Below are 14,252 nucleotides of genomic sequence, written 5' to 3' on the forward strand. Positions count from 1 at the left end.
AACGTCGTGATCACACCCCGTCCCAAGATCGTGGACCTCGGCGAGGTCGAGCCGAACACCAGGCGCGGCGGCGACCTGCGCGCCATGCTCACCCCCGCCACGGTCGGCTCCACCAGCGGTTTCATGGGCGTGGCCATCGTGCAGCCCGGTGACCGCATCGGCGAGCACTACCACCCGTACTCCGAGGAGTTCGTCTACGTCGTCTGCGGGCAGCTGGAGGTGGACCTGGACGGCGAGCCCCACCCGCTGCGGCCCGAGCAGGGGCTGATGATCCCCGCCCACATGCGCCACCGTTTCCGCAACGTCGGTGACGTGGAGGCCCGGATCGTCTTCCACCTCGGCCCGCTGGCCCCGCGCCCGCAGCTCGGCCACGTCGACACGGAGGAGACCGAGCCCGTCGCGGTCGCCGCCGAGCCGGCCGACACGGGCGGGAGCCGGTCATGACCAGGCGGGTGGCGGTCACCGGCATAGGCATCGTCGCGCCCGGCGGCATCGGCGTTCCGGCCTTCTGGGACCTGCTCGCCAGTGGCCGTACCGCGACCCGCGGCATCACGTTCTTCGACCCGGCCGGACTGCGCTCCCGGATCGCCGCCGAGTGCGACTTCGACCCGGCGGCCCACGGGCTGGACGCGGAGCAGACCGCACGGGCGGACCGTTACATCCAGTTCGCCCTGGTCGCGGGCGAGGAAGCCGTCCGCGACTCCGGCCTCGACCTCGCCGGGGAGAACCCCTGGCGGGTCGGGGTGTCCCTGGGGACAGCCGTCGGCGGCACCACCCGGCTGGAACACGACTACGTGCTGGTCAGCCATGGCGGAGAGCGCTGGGACGTGGACCACCGGGAGGCGGAGCCGCATCTGCACCGGGCGTTCTCACCGAGCACGCTCGCCTCGGCGGTCGCGGAGCGGTTCGGGGCGTGCGGGCCGGTGCAGACCGTCTCCACGGGCTGCACCTCGGGGCTCGACGCCGTCGGGTACGCCTTCCACACCGTCGAGGAGGGCCGGGCCGACATCTGCATAGCCGGCGCCTCGGACTCGCCGATATCGCCGATCACCATGGCGTGCTTCGACGCGATCAAGGCGACGTCCCCCAACAACGACGATCCCGCCCATGCCTCCCGTCCCTTCGACAACGACCGTGACGGGTTCGTCATGGGCGAGGGCGGGGCGGTGCTCGTCCTGGAGGAGCTGGAGCACGCCCGGGCCCGCGGTGCCCATGTGTACTGCGAGCTCGGCGGGTACGCCACGTTCGGCAACGCCTACCACATGACCGGTCTGACCAGCGAGGGCCTGGAGATGGCCCGTGCGATAGAGGACGCCCTGGACCACGCCCGGCTCGACGGCACCGCGATCGACTACGTCAACGCGCACGGCTCGGGCACCCGGCAGAACGACCGCCACGAGACGGCCGCGGTGAAACGGGCCCTGGGACAGCACGCGTACAGCACCCCCATGAGCTCCATCAAGTCGATGGTGGGTCACTCCCTCGGGGCGATCGGGGCGATCGAGGTCGTGGCCTGTGTGCTGGCACTGGCCCACCAGGTGGTACCGCCCACCGCGAACTACGAGACCCCCGACCCCGAGTGCGACCTGGACTACGTCCCGCGCGTCGCCCGCGAACGGAAGCTGAACAGCGTCCTGTCCGTGGGCAGTGGGTTCGGCGGCTTCCAGTCCGCGGTGATCCTGACCCGGACTGGGGAGAGGACACCATGAGCGAACCGTATCCCCGGCGCGCGGCCGTCACCGGAATCGGTGTGGTCGCGCCCAACGGAACCACCGTGGAGGCCTTCTGGAAAGCCACCCAGGAGGGCATGAGCGTCCTGGACCGGGTCAGCCGCGAGGGCTGCGAGCACCTGCCGCTGCGGGTGGCGGGCGAGGTCCGCGGCTTTGAACCGGCGGGTGCGGTGGAGGAGCGGTTCCTCGTCCAGACCGACCGGTTCACGCACTTCGCGATGGCCGCGGCCGATCTGGCGCTGGAGAACGCCCGCCTCGGCCAGGCCGACACCGACGACGCGCCGTTCTCGGTGGGCGTGGTCACCGCGGCCGGTTCCGGCGGCGGTGAGTTCGGCCAGCGTGAGCTCCAGCGACTGTGGGGCAAGGGCAGCCGGTTCGTCGGCCCGTACCAGTCGATCGCCTGGTTCTACGCCGCCAGCACCGGCCAGGTCTCCATCCGCCGCGGCTTCAAGGGGCCCTGCTCGGTGGTCGCCGCCGACGAGGCGGGCGGGCTGGACGCCCTCGCGCACGCGGCACGGGCCGTGCGGCGCGGCACCGAGGTGATGGTGGCCGGCTCGACCGAGGCGCCGCTGGCGCCGTACTCGATGGTCTGCCAGCTCGGTTACGAGGAGCTGAGCACGGTCGAGGATCCGGCGCACGCCTACCGGCCGTTCACCGACCGGGCCTCGGGGTTCGTGCCCGCGGAGGGCGGCGCGATGCTCGTCGTGGAGGAGGTGGCGTCGGCCTGGGAGCGGGGGGTGCCCGTGCGGGCCACCCTCGCCGGGCACGCGGCGACCTTCACCGGTGCCTCGTGCTGGGAGGCGTCCCGGGAGGGACTCGCCGAGGCGATCCGCGGGGCCCTGGACGAGGCCGGCTGCGCCCCCGAGGAGATCGACGTCGTCTTCGCCGACGCCCTCGGGGTGCCGGCCGCGGACCGGGCCGAGGCGCTGGCGATCGCCGACGCCCTGGGCGCCCACGGCAGGCGGGTGCCGGTCACCGCGCCGAAGACGGGCACCGGGCGGGGCTACTGCGCGGCGCCCGTGCTGGACACCGCGGCGGCGGTGCTCGCCATGGAGCACGGCCTGGTCCCGCCCACCCCGAACGTCTTCGACATCTGCCACGACCTCGACCTCGTGACCGGCCGCGCCCGCGCGGCCGAACTGCGCACGGCACTGGTGCTCAGCCGGGGCCTCATGGGGTCGAACTCGGCGCTGGTGCTGCGGCACGGCGCCGCCGACGCCTCGTAGCGAGGCCGCCGGAGCGAAACACCGCAAGGAGAGAGAGGAACGACATGAGTGCCCAGATCACCGTCGAAGAACTGTCCGAACTGATGAAGACGGCGGCCGGGATCACCGTCAGCCCGCAGGAGCTGACGGACCGGTCCGACACCGCCTTCGGCGAGTTCGGCATCGACTCGCTCGGCCTGCTCGGCATCGTGGGCGAGCTGGAGAACCGGCACGGCACGCCGATGCCTCCCGACGCGGAGCGCTGCAAGACCCCCCGGCAGTTCCTCGACCTCGTCAACAGCACCCTTCTGGCAGGAGCCTGACATGGCCGGACACACGGAGAACGAGATCACCATCGCCGCACCGCTGGACCTGGTGTGGGACATGACCAACGACGTGGCGAACTGGCCGCAGCTGTTCAGCGAGTACGCCTCCGCCGACATCCTGTCCCAGGAGGGGAACAGGACCACCTTCCGGCTGACCATGCACCCCGACGAGAACGGCACCGTGTGGAGCTGGGTCTCGGAGCGGGAGACCGACCGACCGTCCCTCACCGTCAAGGCCCGCCGGGTGGAGACCGGCCCCTTCGCCCACATGAACATCCGGTGGCGCTACGAGGAGGTCCCGAACGGCACCCGGATGATCTGGACCCAGGACTTCGCGATGAAGCCCGAGGCGCCGGTCGACGACGACTGGATGACCGACAACATCAACAAGAACTCCAAGATCCAGATGGCCCTGATCCGCGACCGGATCGAGAAGGCGGCCGCCGAGCAGGGCGCCCAGCCGGGCCTGACCGACTGAAGCCGGACGGAGAGACACCGTGCACCAAGCCCTGATCGTGGCCCGGATGGCCCCCGGATCGGCCCCCGGCATCGCGAAGATCTTCGAGGACTCCGACCGGGGGGAACTGCCCCACCTCGTCGGCGTGAGGCGGCGCAGCCTCTTCCAGTTCGGTGATGTGTACCTGCACCTCATCGAATCCGAGAAGGACCCCGGCCCGGCCATCGCCAAGGTGACCGGCCACCCCGAGTTCCGGGACGTCAGCGAGCGGCTCCAGGCGTACGTCAGCGCGTACGACCCCCAGACCTGGCGCTCACCGAAGGACGCGATGGCGCACCGCTTCTACCTCTGGGAGCGGGACCGGGTCTCCTGACACCGCCGTCCGTCCCGCCGGACGGCCACACCGGTCGCCGGGCCCGCAGCGTCGCGGGCCCGGCGACCGGTGTCAGGACGTGGGCGGGGTCACCCGGGGACGGTGCAGTCGAACGCGTGCAGATAGGGGTTGACCGGGCTGATGTCATCGATGACCAGGCCCGCGGCGGTCAGCCGGCTGACCATGCTCTCGGTGGTGTGCTTGGCCCCGCCTACGTTCAAGAGCAGCAGCAGGTCCATGGCCGTGCTGAACCGCATCGACGGGGTGTCGTCGACGAGGTTCTCGATGACCACGACCCGTGCCTTCGGCCCGCCCGCCTCGATGACGTTGCGCAGGCAGCGGGCGGTGCTCTCGTCGTCCCACTCGAGGATGTTCTTGATGATGTAGACGTCCGCCCGGACGGGAACGGCCTCGCGGCAGTCGCCGGGTACGACGCTCACCCGGTCGGCGAGCGAGCCGCCCGCGCGCAGCCGGGGGTCGGCGTTCTCCACCACGCGCGGCAGGTCGAGCAGGGTTCCCCGCATCGACGGGTACTTCTCCAGCAGCCGGGCCACCACATGGCCCTGGCCGCCGCCGATGTCGGCGACCGACTTCGCCCCGGACAGGTCCAGCAGTTCGGCGACCTCCCGCGCGGACTGCTTGCTGGAGGTCGTCATGGCCCGGTTGAAGACGTCGGCGGACTGAGGGGCGTCCTCGTTGAGGTAGGTGAAGAACTCCTTGCCGTACAGGTCCTCCACGACGTTCCGGCCGGTGCGCACCGCCTCGTCGAGGCGCGGCCAGGCGTCCCAGGTCCACGGCTCGGTGCACCACAGGGAGATGTAGCGCAGGCTGTTCGGGTCGTCCTCGCGCAGCAGCCGGGACATGTCGGTGTGCGTGAACGTGCCGTCCTCGCGCTCGGCGAAGACGCCGTAGCAGGACAGGGCCCGCAGCAGCCGTCCCAGCGGCTTGGGTTCGGTCTTCACCGCGGCCGCGAGGTCGGCCACGGCCATGGGGCTCTCCCCCAGCGCGTCGGCCACGCCCAGCCGGGCGGCCGCGCGGAGGGCGGCGGCACACGCCGCCCCGAAAACGAGCTCCCTCAGCCGCATGGACGGCGGTGGGGCAGTGGGTGCGGTGGTCATGTGCCGCCTCTCCTCCTCTGGTTACGGACGGGCCGGTTACGGATCGGTACGGCTGGTCAGCACAGGCCCGCGGGCTTGGACCTGACGCAGTTGTTGCGGGTGAAGGTGTTCTGGCGCTTGGCGGACTCCTGGTTGACGACGTCCGCGGGCGCGTTGCCCGACAGCCGGTTGCCGGTGACCCGGTTGCGTTCGCTGGTGGTGCCCACGAAGCTCTTGTAGACGACGACGCCGCCGGAGAGCGGGGACCTGCCGGCGTTGCCGGTGATCTCGTTCCCGGTCACCAGGGTGTCCTCGGTGCCGGTGAGGACGACGCCGGAGCCCTGGAGGAAGGGCAGCCGGGCGGTCTTCTTGCAGTACTTGTTGTTCTTGACGATACGGTTGGAGGCCAGGGTCACCTTGCCGGCCTTGGGCTTGTTCTCGTCGCCGACGACGAACACCCCGGCGCAGTTGCCGGTCACGTCGTTGTGCGTGACGGAGAGGTTGCGCAGGCGCCGGACGGTGACGCCGATGCGGTTGCCCGTCAGCACGTTGCCGTCGACGGCCGTGCCCCTGGTGTCCTTGGCGCCCGCCTCGGTCAGGATCGTGTTGGCGAGGAACACGCCCGCGTCGCCGTTGTCGCGAACCGTGTTGGCCCGGATCAGGCTGCGTTCCGACCGCTCCTCGGCGATGCCCCACAGCTTGTTCTTCTCGGCGGTCACGTAGCGCACGGTCAGGCGGTCGGTGCCCACGGCGAACACGCCGGCCCGGGCGAAGCCGGTCACCCGCAGGTTCTCGACGGTGACACCGTCGAGGCGACGGCTCTTCGTCCCCACGACGCAGATGCCGTTGCCGTTCTCGGCGCAGGCGTTGGCGGACTTCTTCTTGCCGGGTTCGATCACCGTGCTCCGGCCCTGGCCACGCAGGATCAGCCCGCGCGTGGTCACCTTCACGCTCTCGTGGTAAGTGCCGGCCATCACCAGCACGGTGTCCCCGGGCTTGGCGGCGTCCACCGCTTTCTGGATCGAGTGGCCCGGACGCACGACGTGGAGCGTGGGGCAGCCGGCGGCGGGCGCGGCCGCGCCGAGTCCGACCACGGTGAGCACTGCGGTGCAGGCCGCGAAGACCGTATGACATTTCTTCATATTCCGCACGTTACGGGCCCGAAGGGGGCGAATGCCCCGGATGAGCCGTCCGGCGGCGTGTCACATGCGCGGGGCCGGGCCCGTGCTGCGGCGGACGATGAGTTCGACGGGTACGACGGGGTCGACGGGGGCGGAGCGGGGCCCGGTGGCGCCTTCGAGGCGGTCGATGAGGAGGCGCAGGCAGCGGGTGCCGATCTCGGCGAAGTCGGTGCGCACGGTGGTCAGCGGGGGCAGCAGGTGGGCGGCCTCGGGGATGTCGTCGTAGCCGACCACGCTGACCTCGTCGGGGACCGGCCGTCCGGCCTCGTGGAAGGCGCGCAGCACGCCCAGGGCCATCTGGTCGTTGGAGGCGAAGACGGCGGTGGCCTCGGCGTCCCCGGCCAGCCTGCGGCCCAGTTCGTACCCGGAGTCGGCGCTCCAGTCGCCGAAGAGGGGCTCGGGGACGTGCGCCCCGGCCGCTCGCAGGGTGGCCCGCCAGCTGTCGGCGCGCGCGTCGGCGGACGTCCAGCCGGCCGGGCCCGCGATGTGCCGGACGGTGCGGTGACCGAGGCCCAGGAGGTGCTCGGTGGCCAGGCGGGCCCCGGTCCTGGAGTCCGCGGTGATCAGGGGCGTGCCGTCGCCGAGGTCGTTCTCCAGCACCACCAGAGGGGTGTCGAGGTGGGCCTCCGCCAGGGCGCGGACGATCCTGCGCTGCGGCGCGATGGCGATCACACCGTCGGCGCCCTCGGCCGAGAGGCGGTCGGCGGCACGGACCACCGTGTCCCGGTCGGCGGTGTCGAGGGCGATGGAGCTGACGAGGTAACCGGCGTCCTGAGCCGCGGAGTTGATCGCGGTCAGGATGGAGGCGGGCCCGAACCGCGCGGCGTCGAAGGAGATCACGCCGAGCATCCGGGTCCTGCCGCTGGCCAGCGAGCGGGCGCTGCGGCTGGGACGGTAGCCCAGCGAGCGCATGGCGGCCAGTACGGCCTCGCGGGTCTCGGGGCGGACGGCCGGGTTGTCGTTGATCACCCGGGAGACGGTCTGTTTGGAGACGCCCGCGAGTCGCGCCACGTCGTCCATCACGGGCCGCGCGCCGGCGAAGTTGCGCCGGCTGCGCCGCGGGGGGACCGGGCTGTCGGCGGTGCTGCTCGGCATGACGGGTCGCTTCCTCGGGGCCGGTCCCGGCGGTCCTTCCGCCCGGCGGATCCACAGGATAGGCCGGGGAGCCGCTCAGGTACGCGGGCCGGTCGGGGCGCCCGGGCCGGGGACGAGGACCGCGGGCCGGGTCCGCGTGACGTGGATCAGCCACAGCGTGGCGGCCAGGCACAGGGCGGAGACCGCGCTCAGCAGCAGCGGCACCGCGCGGATCCCGGCCCCCTCGATGGCCTTGCCCAGCAGTGGGCCCGCGGCGACCCCGCCGACCATGGAGGCGGCGATCACCAGCGCGCCCGCCCGGCGGGCCCGGGGGGCGGCCCGGTGCAGCCACGGCAGGCCGGTGGGGAAGATCGGCGCGATGAACAGGCCGACGCCCGCGTAGGCGTAGGGCGCGAGCCCGGGTACGGCGGCCAGCAGCAGGCACCCGGTCATGCCCGCGCAGGAGACGGTGATGAGCGACTGGGCCGAGAAGCGCAGCGCGAGCGGTGCGACCAGGAACCGGCCGACGGTCATCATCAGCCAGTACACCGAGGTGGCGGTCGCGGCGGCCCCGGCGCCGTAGCCGACGGTCTCCAGATGGGTGGGCTCCCAGCCGCCGACGCCCGCCTCGATACCGACGTGCAGTACGTAGAGGGCGACGAACACGGCGAGCACCGACGCCAGGCTGCGGGCCAGGACCGGCCCGCCGCCGGGCGTGCCCGCCGCGCCGGCCGGCTGGGGCGCCCGGTCGCGCACGCCCTTCAGGCACAGCAGCAGCGGCAGGTTGGCGAGCGCGAAGCCGAGGAAGACGGCCGGGTAGTGTGCGGCGCCCACCGCGCCGATCAGCGCGGGGCCGAGGATCGCGCCGATACCGAAGTGCGCGTTGAGGACGTTCAGCATCGCGGTGGAACGGTGTCCGAAGCCGACCGCGAAGAGCTGGTTGAGGCCGTAGTCGATGCCGCCGAAGCCCAGTCCGGCCAGCAGCGCCGTGGCCAGCGCGGTGGGCCAGTTCGGCGCGAGCGCGAAACCGGCCGCGCCGAGCGCCATCAGCAGGTGGGAGGCGGCGAGGATCCGCCGGTTGCCGATCCGGCCGTACAGCCGGTCGAAGAGCAGCACCCCGCTCACCCCGCCGACGAAGTGGGCGCTCAGTCCGAGACCGGCGGCCGAGGGAGTGAGCCCGAACTCCCGGCGGAAGGCCGGGATGGCGGGCCCGTAGAGGGCCTGGAGCGCGCCGATGAGGACGAAGCCCACGCAGGAGGCGACGACGGCGGCCGGGCTGAAGACGGGGGTGTCCGCGACCGCATGGGCACGGGTACGGGGCGGTCGGGTGGTCGGCTCGGTCACACCGGCGAGTGTTACCGGTAACAAAGAAGGCGTCAAGATGTCGGCACGCCGCCGCGTCGATCGCCGGCGCGGCGACGCCGCCGGTCAGTTCGGCGACGGGATGCGGGCGGCGATCTCACGGGCCACGCGACGGGCCTGCGGAGACACGGGCGGGCCGCCCTGCGCCGTGCTCGCCTGTAGCAGGTCCAGCAGGTCGTGCGCCTCCTCGTGGTGCAGCTCCGCCAGTCGCCCGGCGGTGCCGCCCCCGGGCAGGAAGTCGATCTCGTCCAGGTCTGGGGGGTCGTAGCCGTCCATGACGGGGCAACGTACCCGGTACGGCCCGGGTCACGCAGCCTTGACGAGCCGTATGTCCTCCATACCCGGCAGCGCTCGGCGGAGTGACCGAAGGGCAGGTGGCCGGTGCCCGGCCCGGCCGGGGGCCGGACAACGGTGTCGGCGGATCAGGCCGGAGATCAGTGTCAGAGGTACTGGGCGTCGGCCTTGAGGCTCTTGCGCGCCGCGACTTCCGGCTCGGCCGGCGGAACCGACGTCACGGCGACCAGCATCGCGAGCAGGGCGCCCGCGACGAGGGCGGGGGCCGGGGTCCAGGCGGCCGGCAGCAGGGCGGCCGCGGTGACGGGGTACGGGAGCCGCTCGGCGGCCCTCTTCTGGTGGGGGCGCAGATGCACGGCCCACACCGTGACCAGGAAGACGGCCGCCGGGACGGTGACCGCCGCTCCGGCGGCCGGGGCCGACGCGCCGGTGTGCCGCGTGACGTGGTCGGCGTACGCGGCCAGGGCCGCCCCCTCGGCGGTCGCCGCGGCGAAGACCAGGTAGTGGCCGTAGGCCCAGGGAAACCTCCTGCGGTCGGCCTGGTGCGTCGTGGCGAGCAGGGTGTGCGCGGGGCGGGCGAAGTACAGCCACCACAGGGCGTAGGCGGTGAGCAGACCACCGGCCGCCACCGCGGCGAGAGCGCCGGTGCCGTGGTGGCGGTCGAAGGCGCTCCGCACGGCGACGGTGGCGGCGGCGACGGACTCGCCGAGCACGATGAGGGTGAACAGTTCGTAGCGCTCGGCGATGTGGTGCGGATGCCAGGGCGTCATCCCGGCGGACTGCGCCCACACGGGCACACACAGCTCGGCGGCGATCAGCACGGCGATGCCGGGCAGCCGCAGCGCGGGCGGGACACCGAGCAGGGCCAGCCAGCCGAGCTGGCACAAGGTCACTCCCCCGGCGAAGCGCAGCGCGGTACGGCGGCGGGCGGGGTCGGACACCGCCGCCCGGAGCCACAGGGCGGCCAGGGTCGTGCGCAGGACGACGTAGCCGAGCGTGATGATCCGCAGGTCGCCGTCCTCGAACGCCCGGCGCACCCCGGACGCGAGGACGAGCGAACCGGTGATCTGGGCGAACACCGTCAGCCGGTAGGGCACGTCGTCGGGGTCGTAGGCGGAGGCGAACCAGGTGAAGTTCATCCACGCCCACCAGACGGTGAAGAAGACGAGCGCGAAGCGCAGCGCGCCGGTGGCGTACTCCCCGTGCGTGAGCGCCGTGCGCAGGCTCGCGGACGCCTGGGCCACCGCGATGACGAAGCACAGGTCGAAGAAGAGTTCCAGTGGGGTGGCGGACCGGTGCGCTTCACCGGGGTCCCGGCCCCGCATGCTGCTCATGGCCCTCCTCGCTGCGCCGGTCACTCCCCGGGCGTCGGCCGTTGCGCCGAGGCTAGGGCGGCCGGTGGACGGTCCCGTGTCCGCCGGCGCACGGGCATGTGCCCGAGAGCGCACGGTCGGCGCGGTGCGCGCGAGGGTGTGCACGGGCGGGCAGCACGGCGTGCGCTGCCGGACAACCCTTCGCCCGCAGGGGCCCCTAACGTCCCCGGGGTACGCACGACACGGCACCACAGGAGGCGCAAGATGACCACCAGCTCCCGGACCGGGACCGGCAGCCAGCCGTGGCTGCACCAGAAGGGCGAGGTGATCCAGGAGTTCGGGACCGTCAAGCAGTTCCCGGTCGGCCTGTCCTATGAGGCACGGATGTACTCCTGCCAGCGCCTGAACAAGGTTCTGGCGGACACGCAGATCCTCTACGGCCTCTACAAGAAGCACCACTGGCTGATGCGCGGCGCGACCTTCTACCAGCTGCACCTGGTCCTGGACAAGCACGCGGGGGAACAGCTCGAGATCGTCGACACCGTCGCCGAACGCGTCCAGTCGCTGGGCGGGGTCGCGGTGGGCGACCCCCGGCACGTCGCCGAGATCACCTCGATCCCCCGGCCGCCGGACGGGGTCGAGGAGGTGCCGGCCATGCTGTCACGGCTGCTGGAAGCCCACGAGAGCATCCTCGTCGACGCCCACGACGCCGCGGCGCGGGCCGCCGAGCTGGGCGACGACGGCACCAACGACCTGCTGGTGTCGCAGGTGATCAGGACCGGCGAACTCCAGGCCTGGTTCCTGGCCGAGCACCTGGTCGACACACCACTGGTCCGGGCCTGACCGGGGCCGGACTCACGGCCGCCCGGCCCGCCGGGCGGTCAGCCGGACCGACCGGCCGCCGCCCGCAGCGGGCATCCCGTACCGACGCGCTCCGTCAACTCCGACCGGAGGGCGGTGAGTTCGGCCATGCGGGCGTCGACGATCCGGATCTTCTCCTCGATCAGCGCGGACAGGGCCGCGGCGGAGTCCGGGGCGTGGAGCAGGTCCTCGCCGTGCCGTGCGATCTCCGCCAGCGAGAAGCCCAGGGTCCGCGCGGTGCGGACGTAGTCCAGCCAGGGCACCGTCTCGGGCGGGAAGTCGCGGTAACCGTTGGGCAGCCGCCGACCCCTGACCAGGCCGGCCTTCTCGTAGAAGCGGATGCCGTCCTTGGTCATACCGGTCCGCTCGGCCAGCTCTCCGATCAGCATGACCCTCCGTCAGTTCACTGGTGCGGGCTTGACCTTGGACCCTACTCCACTGTTTAGCGTGACGGACGTCGCTGTCGCGCAACCACCAGGAGCAGCACCGTGATCCGTCTTCCCGACCCCTCCCACCCGTCCTACGCGCGTGTCGTCCGAGCCAGCGCCCGGTACGACTTCGTCGTCACCGCCGGATTCGCGACGCCCTGGACGTACGTCCTGGTGCACCGCGCGCTGTCGTCGCTGGGCGGCACGCTGGGGCTCGGGGGCCTGCCCGCCCTGGACCCCATGCAGACGCTGTACGCGAACCTGATGGGTTCGGTCGTGGTCGTCTGGGCCCTGCTGCGCCTGTTCCGGCCCCTGCCGGCGCACGGGCTGTACGACGGCGCGGCCCGCGTGCTGTTCGCGATGTGGCAGGCGTACGCACTCGCTCAGGGAGCCACGCGGCTGTTGTGGCTGTTCCTCGTCGTCGAGGTCTCCTTCGGCGTCGCCCAGCTCCTGCCGTGGGTGCGCCGCGGAGAGCTCAGGACCAGCAGGGCGTGACCGGGTCCCGAGGGGCCCGGTGCGCGCGCTCGGCGCGCTGCCGCGGGCGCTGACCTGCCAAGCATTCCCGGGACGAACCGCTCGCGTCCGGATGGGCATCGGATGGCGCTCCGGGGGAACCCGGTGGCCATGAACGACCGGAGCCACTCGGATGACGTCGAACTCACCACCCACGAACGACTCGCCCTGTTCGGTATCGAGGCGGAGCTGCGCCGTGACCGTCGTCTCGCCCGCCGGATGAGCGCCTCGCGCCCTCGGGTGTGGCTGCCCCTGGCGGCCGCGCTCCTGATGTGCGCGTCGCTCACCCTGGGCGTCCTCGGTTTCCGCACCTCGGACCCGGCGCTGGTGTGGGGGTTCGCCGTGGTCTGGCCGCTCACCCTCCTGGCGGGCTTCCGGCTGCTCTGCCGGGCGACCAGGTAGTTCGTGTCACGTCCTACGCACGTCTCACGTCGTGCGCACGTATTACGCGCGTGTCCCCGTCCCTCTCGGTCCGGGGCCGTAGGACCATCGGCCGAGGCGGTGCGCCCCCGCGCTCGGTAGCGTCATCCGACATGAAGATCATCAAGGAGCCCCGGGGCGCCGCCCGGCGTCGCCACGACGTGCTCGCGAGGCTGCGCGTACGAGCGGACGCCTGGGTCGCCACGTCCGGCACCGACGGTCTGCCGTGCCTGGTCCCGCTGTGGTTCCTGTGGGACGGGGCCGCCGTGTGGCTGTCGACCAGGATCACCAGCCCGACGGGACGCAACCTGCGCGACACCGGCCGGGCTCGTCTCGCGCTCGGCGACACGCAGGACGTCGTCCTGATCAACGCCGCGGTGCGGACGTTCACCGCCCAGGAGGTGCCGGCCGCCGCCGCGGACGCCTTCGCGCAGCGGTGGGGCTGGGACCCGCGCGGGGATCACCCCTCCTACGCGTACTTCGAGGCGCGGCCGCGGGCGATCCAGGCCTGGAACGGGGTGCACGAGCTCAAAGGGCGGTACGTGATGCGCCACGGGGAGTGGACCGCCCCGGCGCCGTGACGTCAGGAGCGGCGGTCGCGTACCCGTCGTACCAGGTCGGCGGCGGCCTCCGGCCAGTGCGGATGGTCGAACGAGAAACCCGCCTCCTGAAGGCGGCCCGGGACGACGCGCCGGCTCTTGAGCAGCAGTTCGGTGTCCGAGCGCAGAACGAAGGCGCCGATCTCCGCCATCCACGCGGTGGCGGGCAGGCCGACCGGCATGCCCCACGCCTTCCGCAGGGCGCGCATGAAGTCGCGCTGCGGCAAGGGGGCGGGGGCGGCGAGGTTCACGGGTCCGGCGAGGTCCTCCCGGCCGGCCAGGAACTCGACGGCGCGCACGAAGTCGCGGTCGTGGATCCAGGACACGTACTGGGCGCCGCCGGCGACCGGCCCGCCGAGGCCGAGACGTGCCAGCCACAGCAGGACGTCCAGTACGCCACCCGGGTCGGGACTCATCACCATCGCGGAGCGCAGGGCGACCTTACGGGTGTGCGGGGTGTCGGCCCGTTCCTGTTCTCGTTCCCAGGCCTTGGCGATGTCGACGCTGCACGACCAGTAGCCGGGCACGCCCGGTTCGGTGCCGCCGATCACGCCGGTCGCCTCGTCGTTGGGCGCGTCGAAGCGATGGGCGTAGACGGTGGCCGTGCTCATCTGGAGCCAGACGCGGGGCGGCCGGGCGGCGGTGGCGATCGCCTCGCCGACGACCCGGGCGGATTCCACCCGTGAGTCCATCATGGCTTTCAGGTTGACCGGGGTGTAGCGGCAACTGACGCTGCGTCCGGCGAGGTTGACCACGACGTCGCTGCCGTCGACCGCCTCGGCCCAGGGGCCGAGGGTCCGCCCGTCCCAGGCGAGTTCGCCGGGGCGGGCCGGCCGTCTGGTCAGCACCACCACCTCGTGACCGGCCGCGGCCAGCGCGCGCTTCAGGACCGTACCCACCTGTCCGGTGCCTCCGGGCAGCACGAACCTCATCGGTCTCCCCTCTCCCTCACTGGACACGACCCTAACCCAGAGTTGAACATGTTCAAAAAGATGTTCCGGGAACGATGAGGAAAGAGA

General features: G+C 72.3%; 18 protein-coding genes. 10 read left to right on the forward strand and 8 right to left on the reverse strand.

Annotated features, from left to right (window positions below; all coding sequences use genetic code 11):
• Positions 1-6: 6 nt before the first annotated feature.
• Genes ACFY01_RS00210 through ACFY01_RS00235 form a run of 6 tightly spaced genes read left to right on the forward strand, consistent with a single transcriptional unit; the run spans position 7 to position 4,091 of the window.
• Positions 7-444 carry a cupin domain-containing protein gene (locus ACFY01_RS00210; protein WP_390733345.1) on the forward strand — a complete coding sequence of 146 codons (438 nt, stop codon included), beginning with the start codon at positions 7-9 and terminating at the stop codon, positions 442-444.
• Positions 441-1,709, forward strand: coding sequence for a beta-ketoacyl-[acyl-carrier-protein] synthase family protein (locus tag ACFY01_RS00215; RefSeq protein ID WP_390733346.1), 1,269 nt, complete (start codon positions 441-443; stop codon positions 1,707-1,709). Before ACFY01_RS00210 ends, ACFY01_RS00215 begins: the two co-directional genes overlap by 4 nt.
• A complete protein-coding gene (locus ACFY01_RS00220) occupies positions 1,706-2,956 on the forward strand; it encodes a ketosynthase chain-length factor (RefSeq protein ID WP_390733347.1) in 1,251 nt (416 codons plus the stop codon). The genes ACFY01_RS00215 and ACFY01_RS00220 overlap by 4 nt, the downstream gene beginning before the upstream one ends.
• Before the next feature lie 44 nt (positions 2,957-3,000).
• Complete coding sequence (locus tag ACFY01_RS00225) at positions 3,001-3,258, forward strand: acyl carrier protein (protein ID WP_361445441.1); 258 nt, start codon at positions 3,001-3,003, stop codon at positions 3,256-3,258.
• A gap of 1 nt (position 3,259) precedes the next feature.
• Positions 3,260-3,739: an SRPBCC family protein gene (locus tag ACFY01_RS00230; protein ID WP_390733348.1), complete on the forward strand. Its 480-nt coding sequence runs from the start codon at positions 3,260-3,262 to the stop codon at positions 3,737-3,739.
• A 19-nt stretch (positions 3,740-3,758) separates the two neighbouring features.
• Positions 3,759-4,091, forward strand: coding sequence for a TcmI family type II polyketide cyclase (locus ACFY01_RS00235; RefSeq protein ID WP_390733349.1), 333 nt, complete (start codon positions 3,759-3,761; stop codon positions 4,089-4,091).
• Positions 4,092-4,180: 89 nt separating this feature from the next.
• On the opposite strand, the gene ACFY01_RS00240 is transcribed toward ACFY01_RS00235, so the two are convergent.
• From ACFY01_RS00240 to ACFY01_RS00265, 6 genes are all read right to left on the reverse strand, one after another.
• Entirely contained in the window at positions 4,181-5,209 is a 1,029-nt protein-coding gene (locus ACFY01_RS00240) for a methyltransferase (RefSeq protein ID WP_390733350.1), read from the reverse strand.
• Between the two features lie 56 nt (positions 5,210-5,265).
• Complete coding sequence (locus tag ACFY01_RS00245; protein ID WP_390733351.1) at positions 5,266-6,330, reverse strand: nitrous oxide reductase family maturation protein NosD; 1,065 nt, start codon at positions 6,328-6,330, stop codon at positions 5,266-5,268.
• Between the two features lie 60 nt (positions 6,331-6,390).
• Positions 6,391-7,464 (reverse strand): LacI family DNA-binding transcriptional regulator, encoded by a 1,074-nt coding sequence (locus ACFY01_RS00250; RefSeq protein ID WP_390733352.1) that lies wholly within the window; start codon positions 7,462-7,464, stop codon positions 6,391-6,393.
• A 75-nt stretch (positions 7,465-7,539) separates the two neighbouring features.
• A complete protein-coding gene (locus tag ACFY01_RS00255; protein WP_390733353.1) occupies positions 7,540-8,787 on the reverse strand; it encodes an MFS transporter in 1,248 nt (415 codons plus the stop codon).
• An 84-nt stretch (positions 8,788-8,871) separates the two neighbouring features.
• Positions 8,872-9,081 (reverse strand): DUF6417 family protein, encoded by a 210-nt coding sequence (locus ACFY01_RS00260; protein ID WP_390733354.1) that lies wholly within the window; start codon positions 9,079-9,081, stop codon positions 8,872-8,874.
• Between the two features lie 164 nt (positions 9,082-9,245).
• Positions 9,246-10,433: a low temperature requirement protein A gene (locus ACFY01_RS00265; protein WP_390733355.1), complete on the reverse strand. Its 1,188-nt coding sequence runs from the start codon at positions 10,431-10,433 to the stop codon at positions 9,246-9,248.
• A 243-nt stretch (positions 10,434-10,676) separates the two neighbouring features.
• Here ACFY01_RS00265 and ACFY01_RS00270 point away from each other — a divergent pair, with 243 nt between their 5' ends.
• A complete protein-coding gene (locus tag ACFY01_RS00270) occupies positions 10,677-11,255 on the forward strand; it encodes a Dps family protein (RefSeq protein WP_390733356.1) in 579 nt (192 codons plus the stop codon).
• A 38-nt stretch (positions 11,256-11,293) separates the two neighbouring features.
• Here ACFY01_RS00270 and ACFY01_RS00275 read toward each other — a convergent pair whose 3' ends face one another.
• Complete coding sequence (locus ACFY01_RS00275) at positions 11,294-11,662, reverse strand: MerR family transcriptional regulator (protein ID WP_390733357.1); 369 nt, start codon at positions 11,660-11,662, stop codon at positions 11,294-11,296.
• 99 nt (positions 11,663-11,761) lie between these two features.
• Here ACFY01_RS00275 and ACFY01_RS00280 point away from each other — a divergent pair, with 99 nt between their 5' ends.
• From ACFY01_RS00280 to ACFY01_RS00290, 3 genes are all read left to right on the forward strand, one after another.
• Complete coding sequence (locus ACFY01_RS00280) at positions 11,762-12,196, forward strand: hypothetical protein (RefSeq protein ID WP_390733358.1); 435 nt, start codon at positions 11,762-11,764, stop codon at positions 12,194-12,196.
• A 129-nt stretch (positions 12,197-12,325) separates the two neighbouring features.
• Positions 12,326-12,616: a DUF3040 domain-containing protein gene (locus ACFY01_RS00285; protein ID WP_390733359.1), complete on the forward strand. Its 291-nt coding sequence runs from the start codon at positions 12,326-12,328 to the stop codon at positions 12,614-12,616.
• 131 nt (positions 12,617-12,747) lie between these two features.
• Positions 12,748-13,215, forward strand: a complete 468-nt coding sequence (locus ACFY01_RS00290; protein ID WP_390733360.1) for a pyridoxamine 5'-phosphate oxidase family protein — start codon at positions 12,748-12,750, stop codon at positions 13,213-13,215.
• A gap of 2 nt (positions 13,216-13,217) precedes the next feature.
• Here the strand turns inward: ACFY01_RS00290 and ACFY01_RS00295 are convergent, their stop codons facing one another.
• Complete coding sequence (locus tag ACFY01_RS00295) at positions 13,218-14,165, reverse strand: epimerase (protein ID WP_390733361.1); 948 nt, start codon at positions 14,163-14,165, stop codon at positions 13,218-13,220.
• Between the last annotated feature and the right edge of the window lie 87 nt (positions 14,166-14,252).

This window comes from Streptomyces sp. NPDC001480, assembly GCF_042894725.1.
Lineage (GTDB): Bacteria > Actinomycetota > Actinomycetes > Streptomycetales > Streptomycetaceae > Streptomyces.

Excerpts from the sequence above, each read along its gene's own strand:
- ACFY01_RS00290 (WP_390733360.1), top strand. The coding sequence starts at position 12,748 with ATGAAGATCATCAAGGAGCCCCGGGGCGCCGCCCGGCGTCGCCACGAC.
- ACFY01_RS00230 (WP_390733348.1), top strand. The coding sequence starts at position 3,260 with ATGGCCGGACACACGGAGAACGAGATCACCATCGCCGCACCGCTGGAC.
- ACFY01_RS00240 (WP_390733350.1), bottom strand. The coding sequence starts at position 5,209 with ATGACCACCGCACCCACTGCCCCACCGCCGTCCATGCGGCTGAGGGAG.
- ACFY01_RS00215 (WP_390733346.1), top strand. The coding sequence starts at position 441 with ATGACCAGGCGGGTGGCGGTCACCGGCATAGGCATCGTCGCGCCCGGC.
- ACFY01_RS00250 (WP_390733352.1), bottom strand. The coding sequence starts at position 7,464 with ATGCCGAGCAGCACCGCCGACAGCCCGGTCCCCCCGCGGCGCAGCCGG.
- ACFY01_RS00220 (WP_390733347.1), top strand. The coding sequence starts at position 1,706 with ATGAGCGAACCGTATCCCCGGCGCGCGGCCGTCACCGGAATCGGTGTG.
- ACFY01_RS00245 (WP_390733351.1), bottom strand. The coding sequence starts at position 6,330 with ATGAAGAAATGTCATACGGTCTTCGCGGCCTGCACCGCAGTGCTCACC.
- ACFY01_RS00285 (WP_390733359.1), top strand. The coding sequence starts at position 12,326 with ATGAACGACCGGAGCCACTCGGATGACGTCGAACTCACCACCCACGAA.
- ACFY01_RS00270 (WP_390733356.1), top strand. The coding sequence starts at position 10,677 with ATGACCACCAGCTCCCGGACCGGGACCGGCAGCCAGCCGTGGCTGCAC.
- ACFY01_RS00275 (WP_390733357.1), bottom strand. The coding sequence starts at position 11,662 with ATGCTGATCGGAGAGCTGGCCGAGCGGACCGGTATGACCAAGGACGGC.
- ACFY01_RS00225 (WP_361445441.1), top strand. The coding sequence starts at position 3,001 with ATGAGTGCCCAGATCACCGTCGAAGAACTGTCCGAACTGATGAAGACG.
- ACFY01_RS00265 (WP_390733355.1), bottom strand. The coding sequence starts at position 10,433 with ATGAGCAGCATGCGGGGCCGGGACCCCGGTGAAGCGCACCGGTCCGCC.
- ACFY01_RS00295 (WP_390733361.1), bottom strand. The coding sequence starts at position 14,165 with ATGAGGTTCGTGCTGCCCGGAGGCACCGGACAGGTGGGTACGGTCCTG.
- ACFY01_RS00260 (WP_390733354.1), bottom strand. The coding sequence starts at position 9,081 with ATGGACGGCTACGACCCCCCAGACCTGGACGAGATCGACTTCCTGCCC.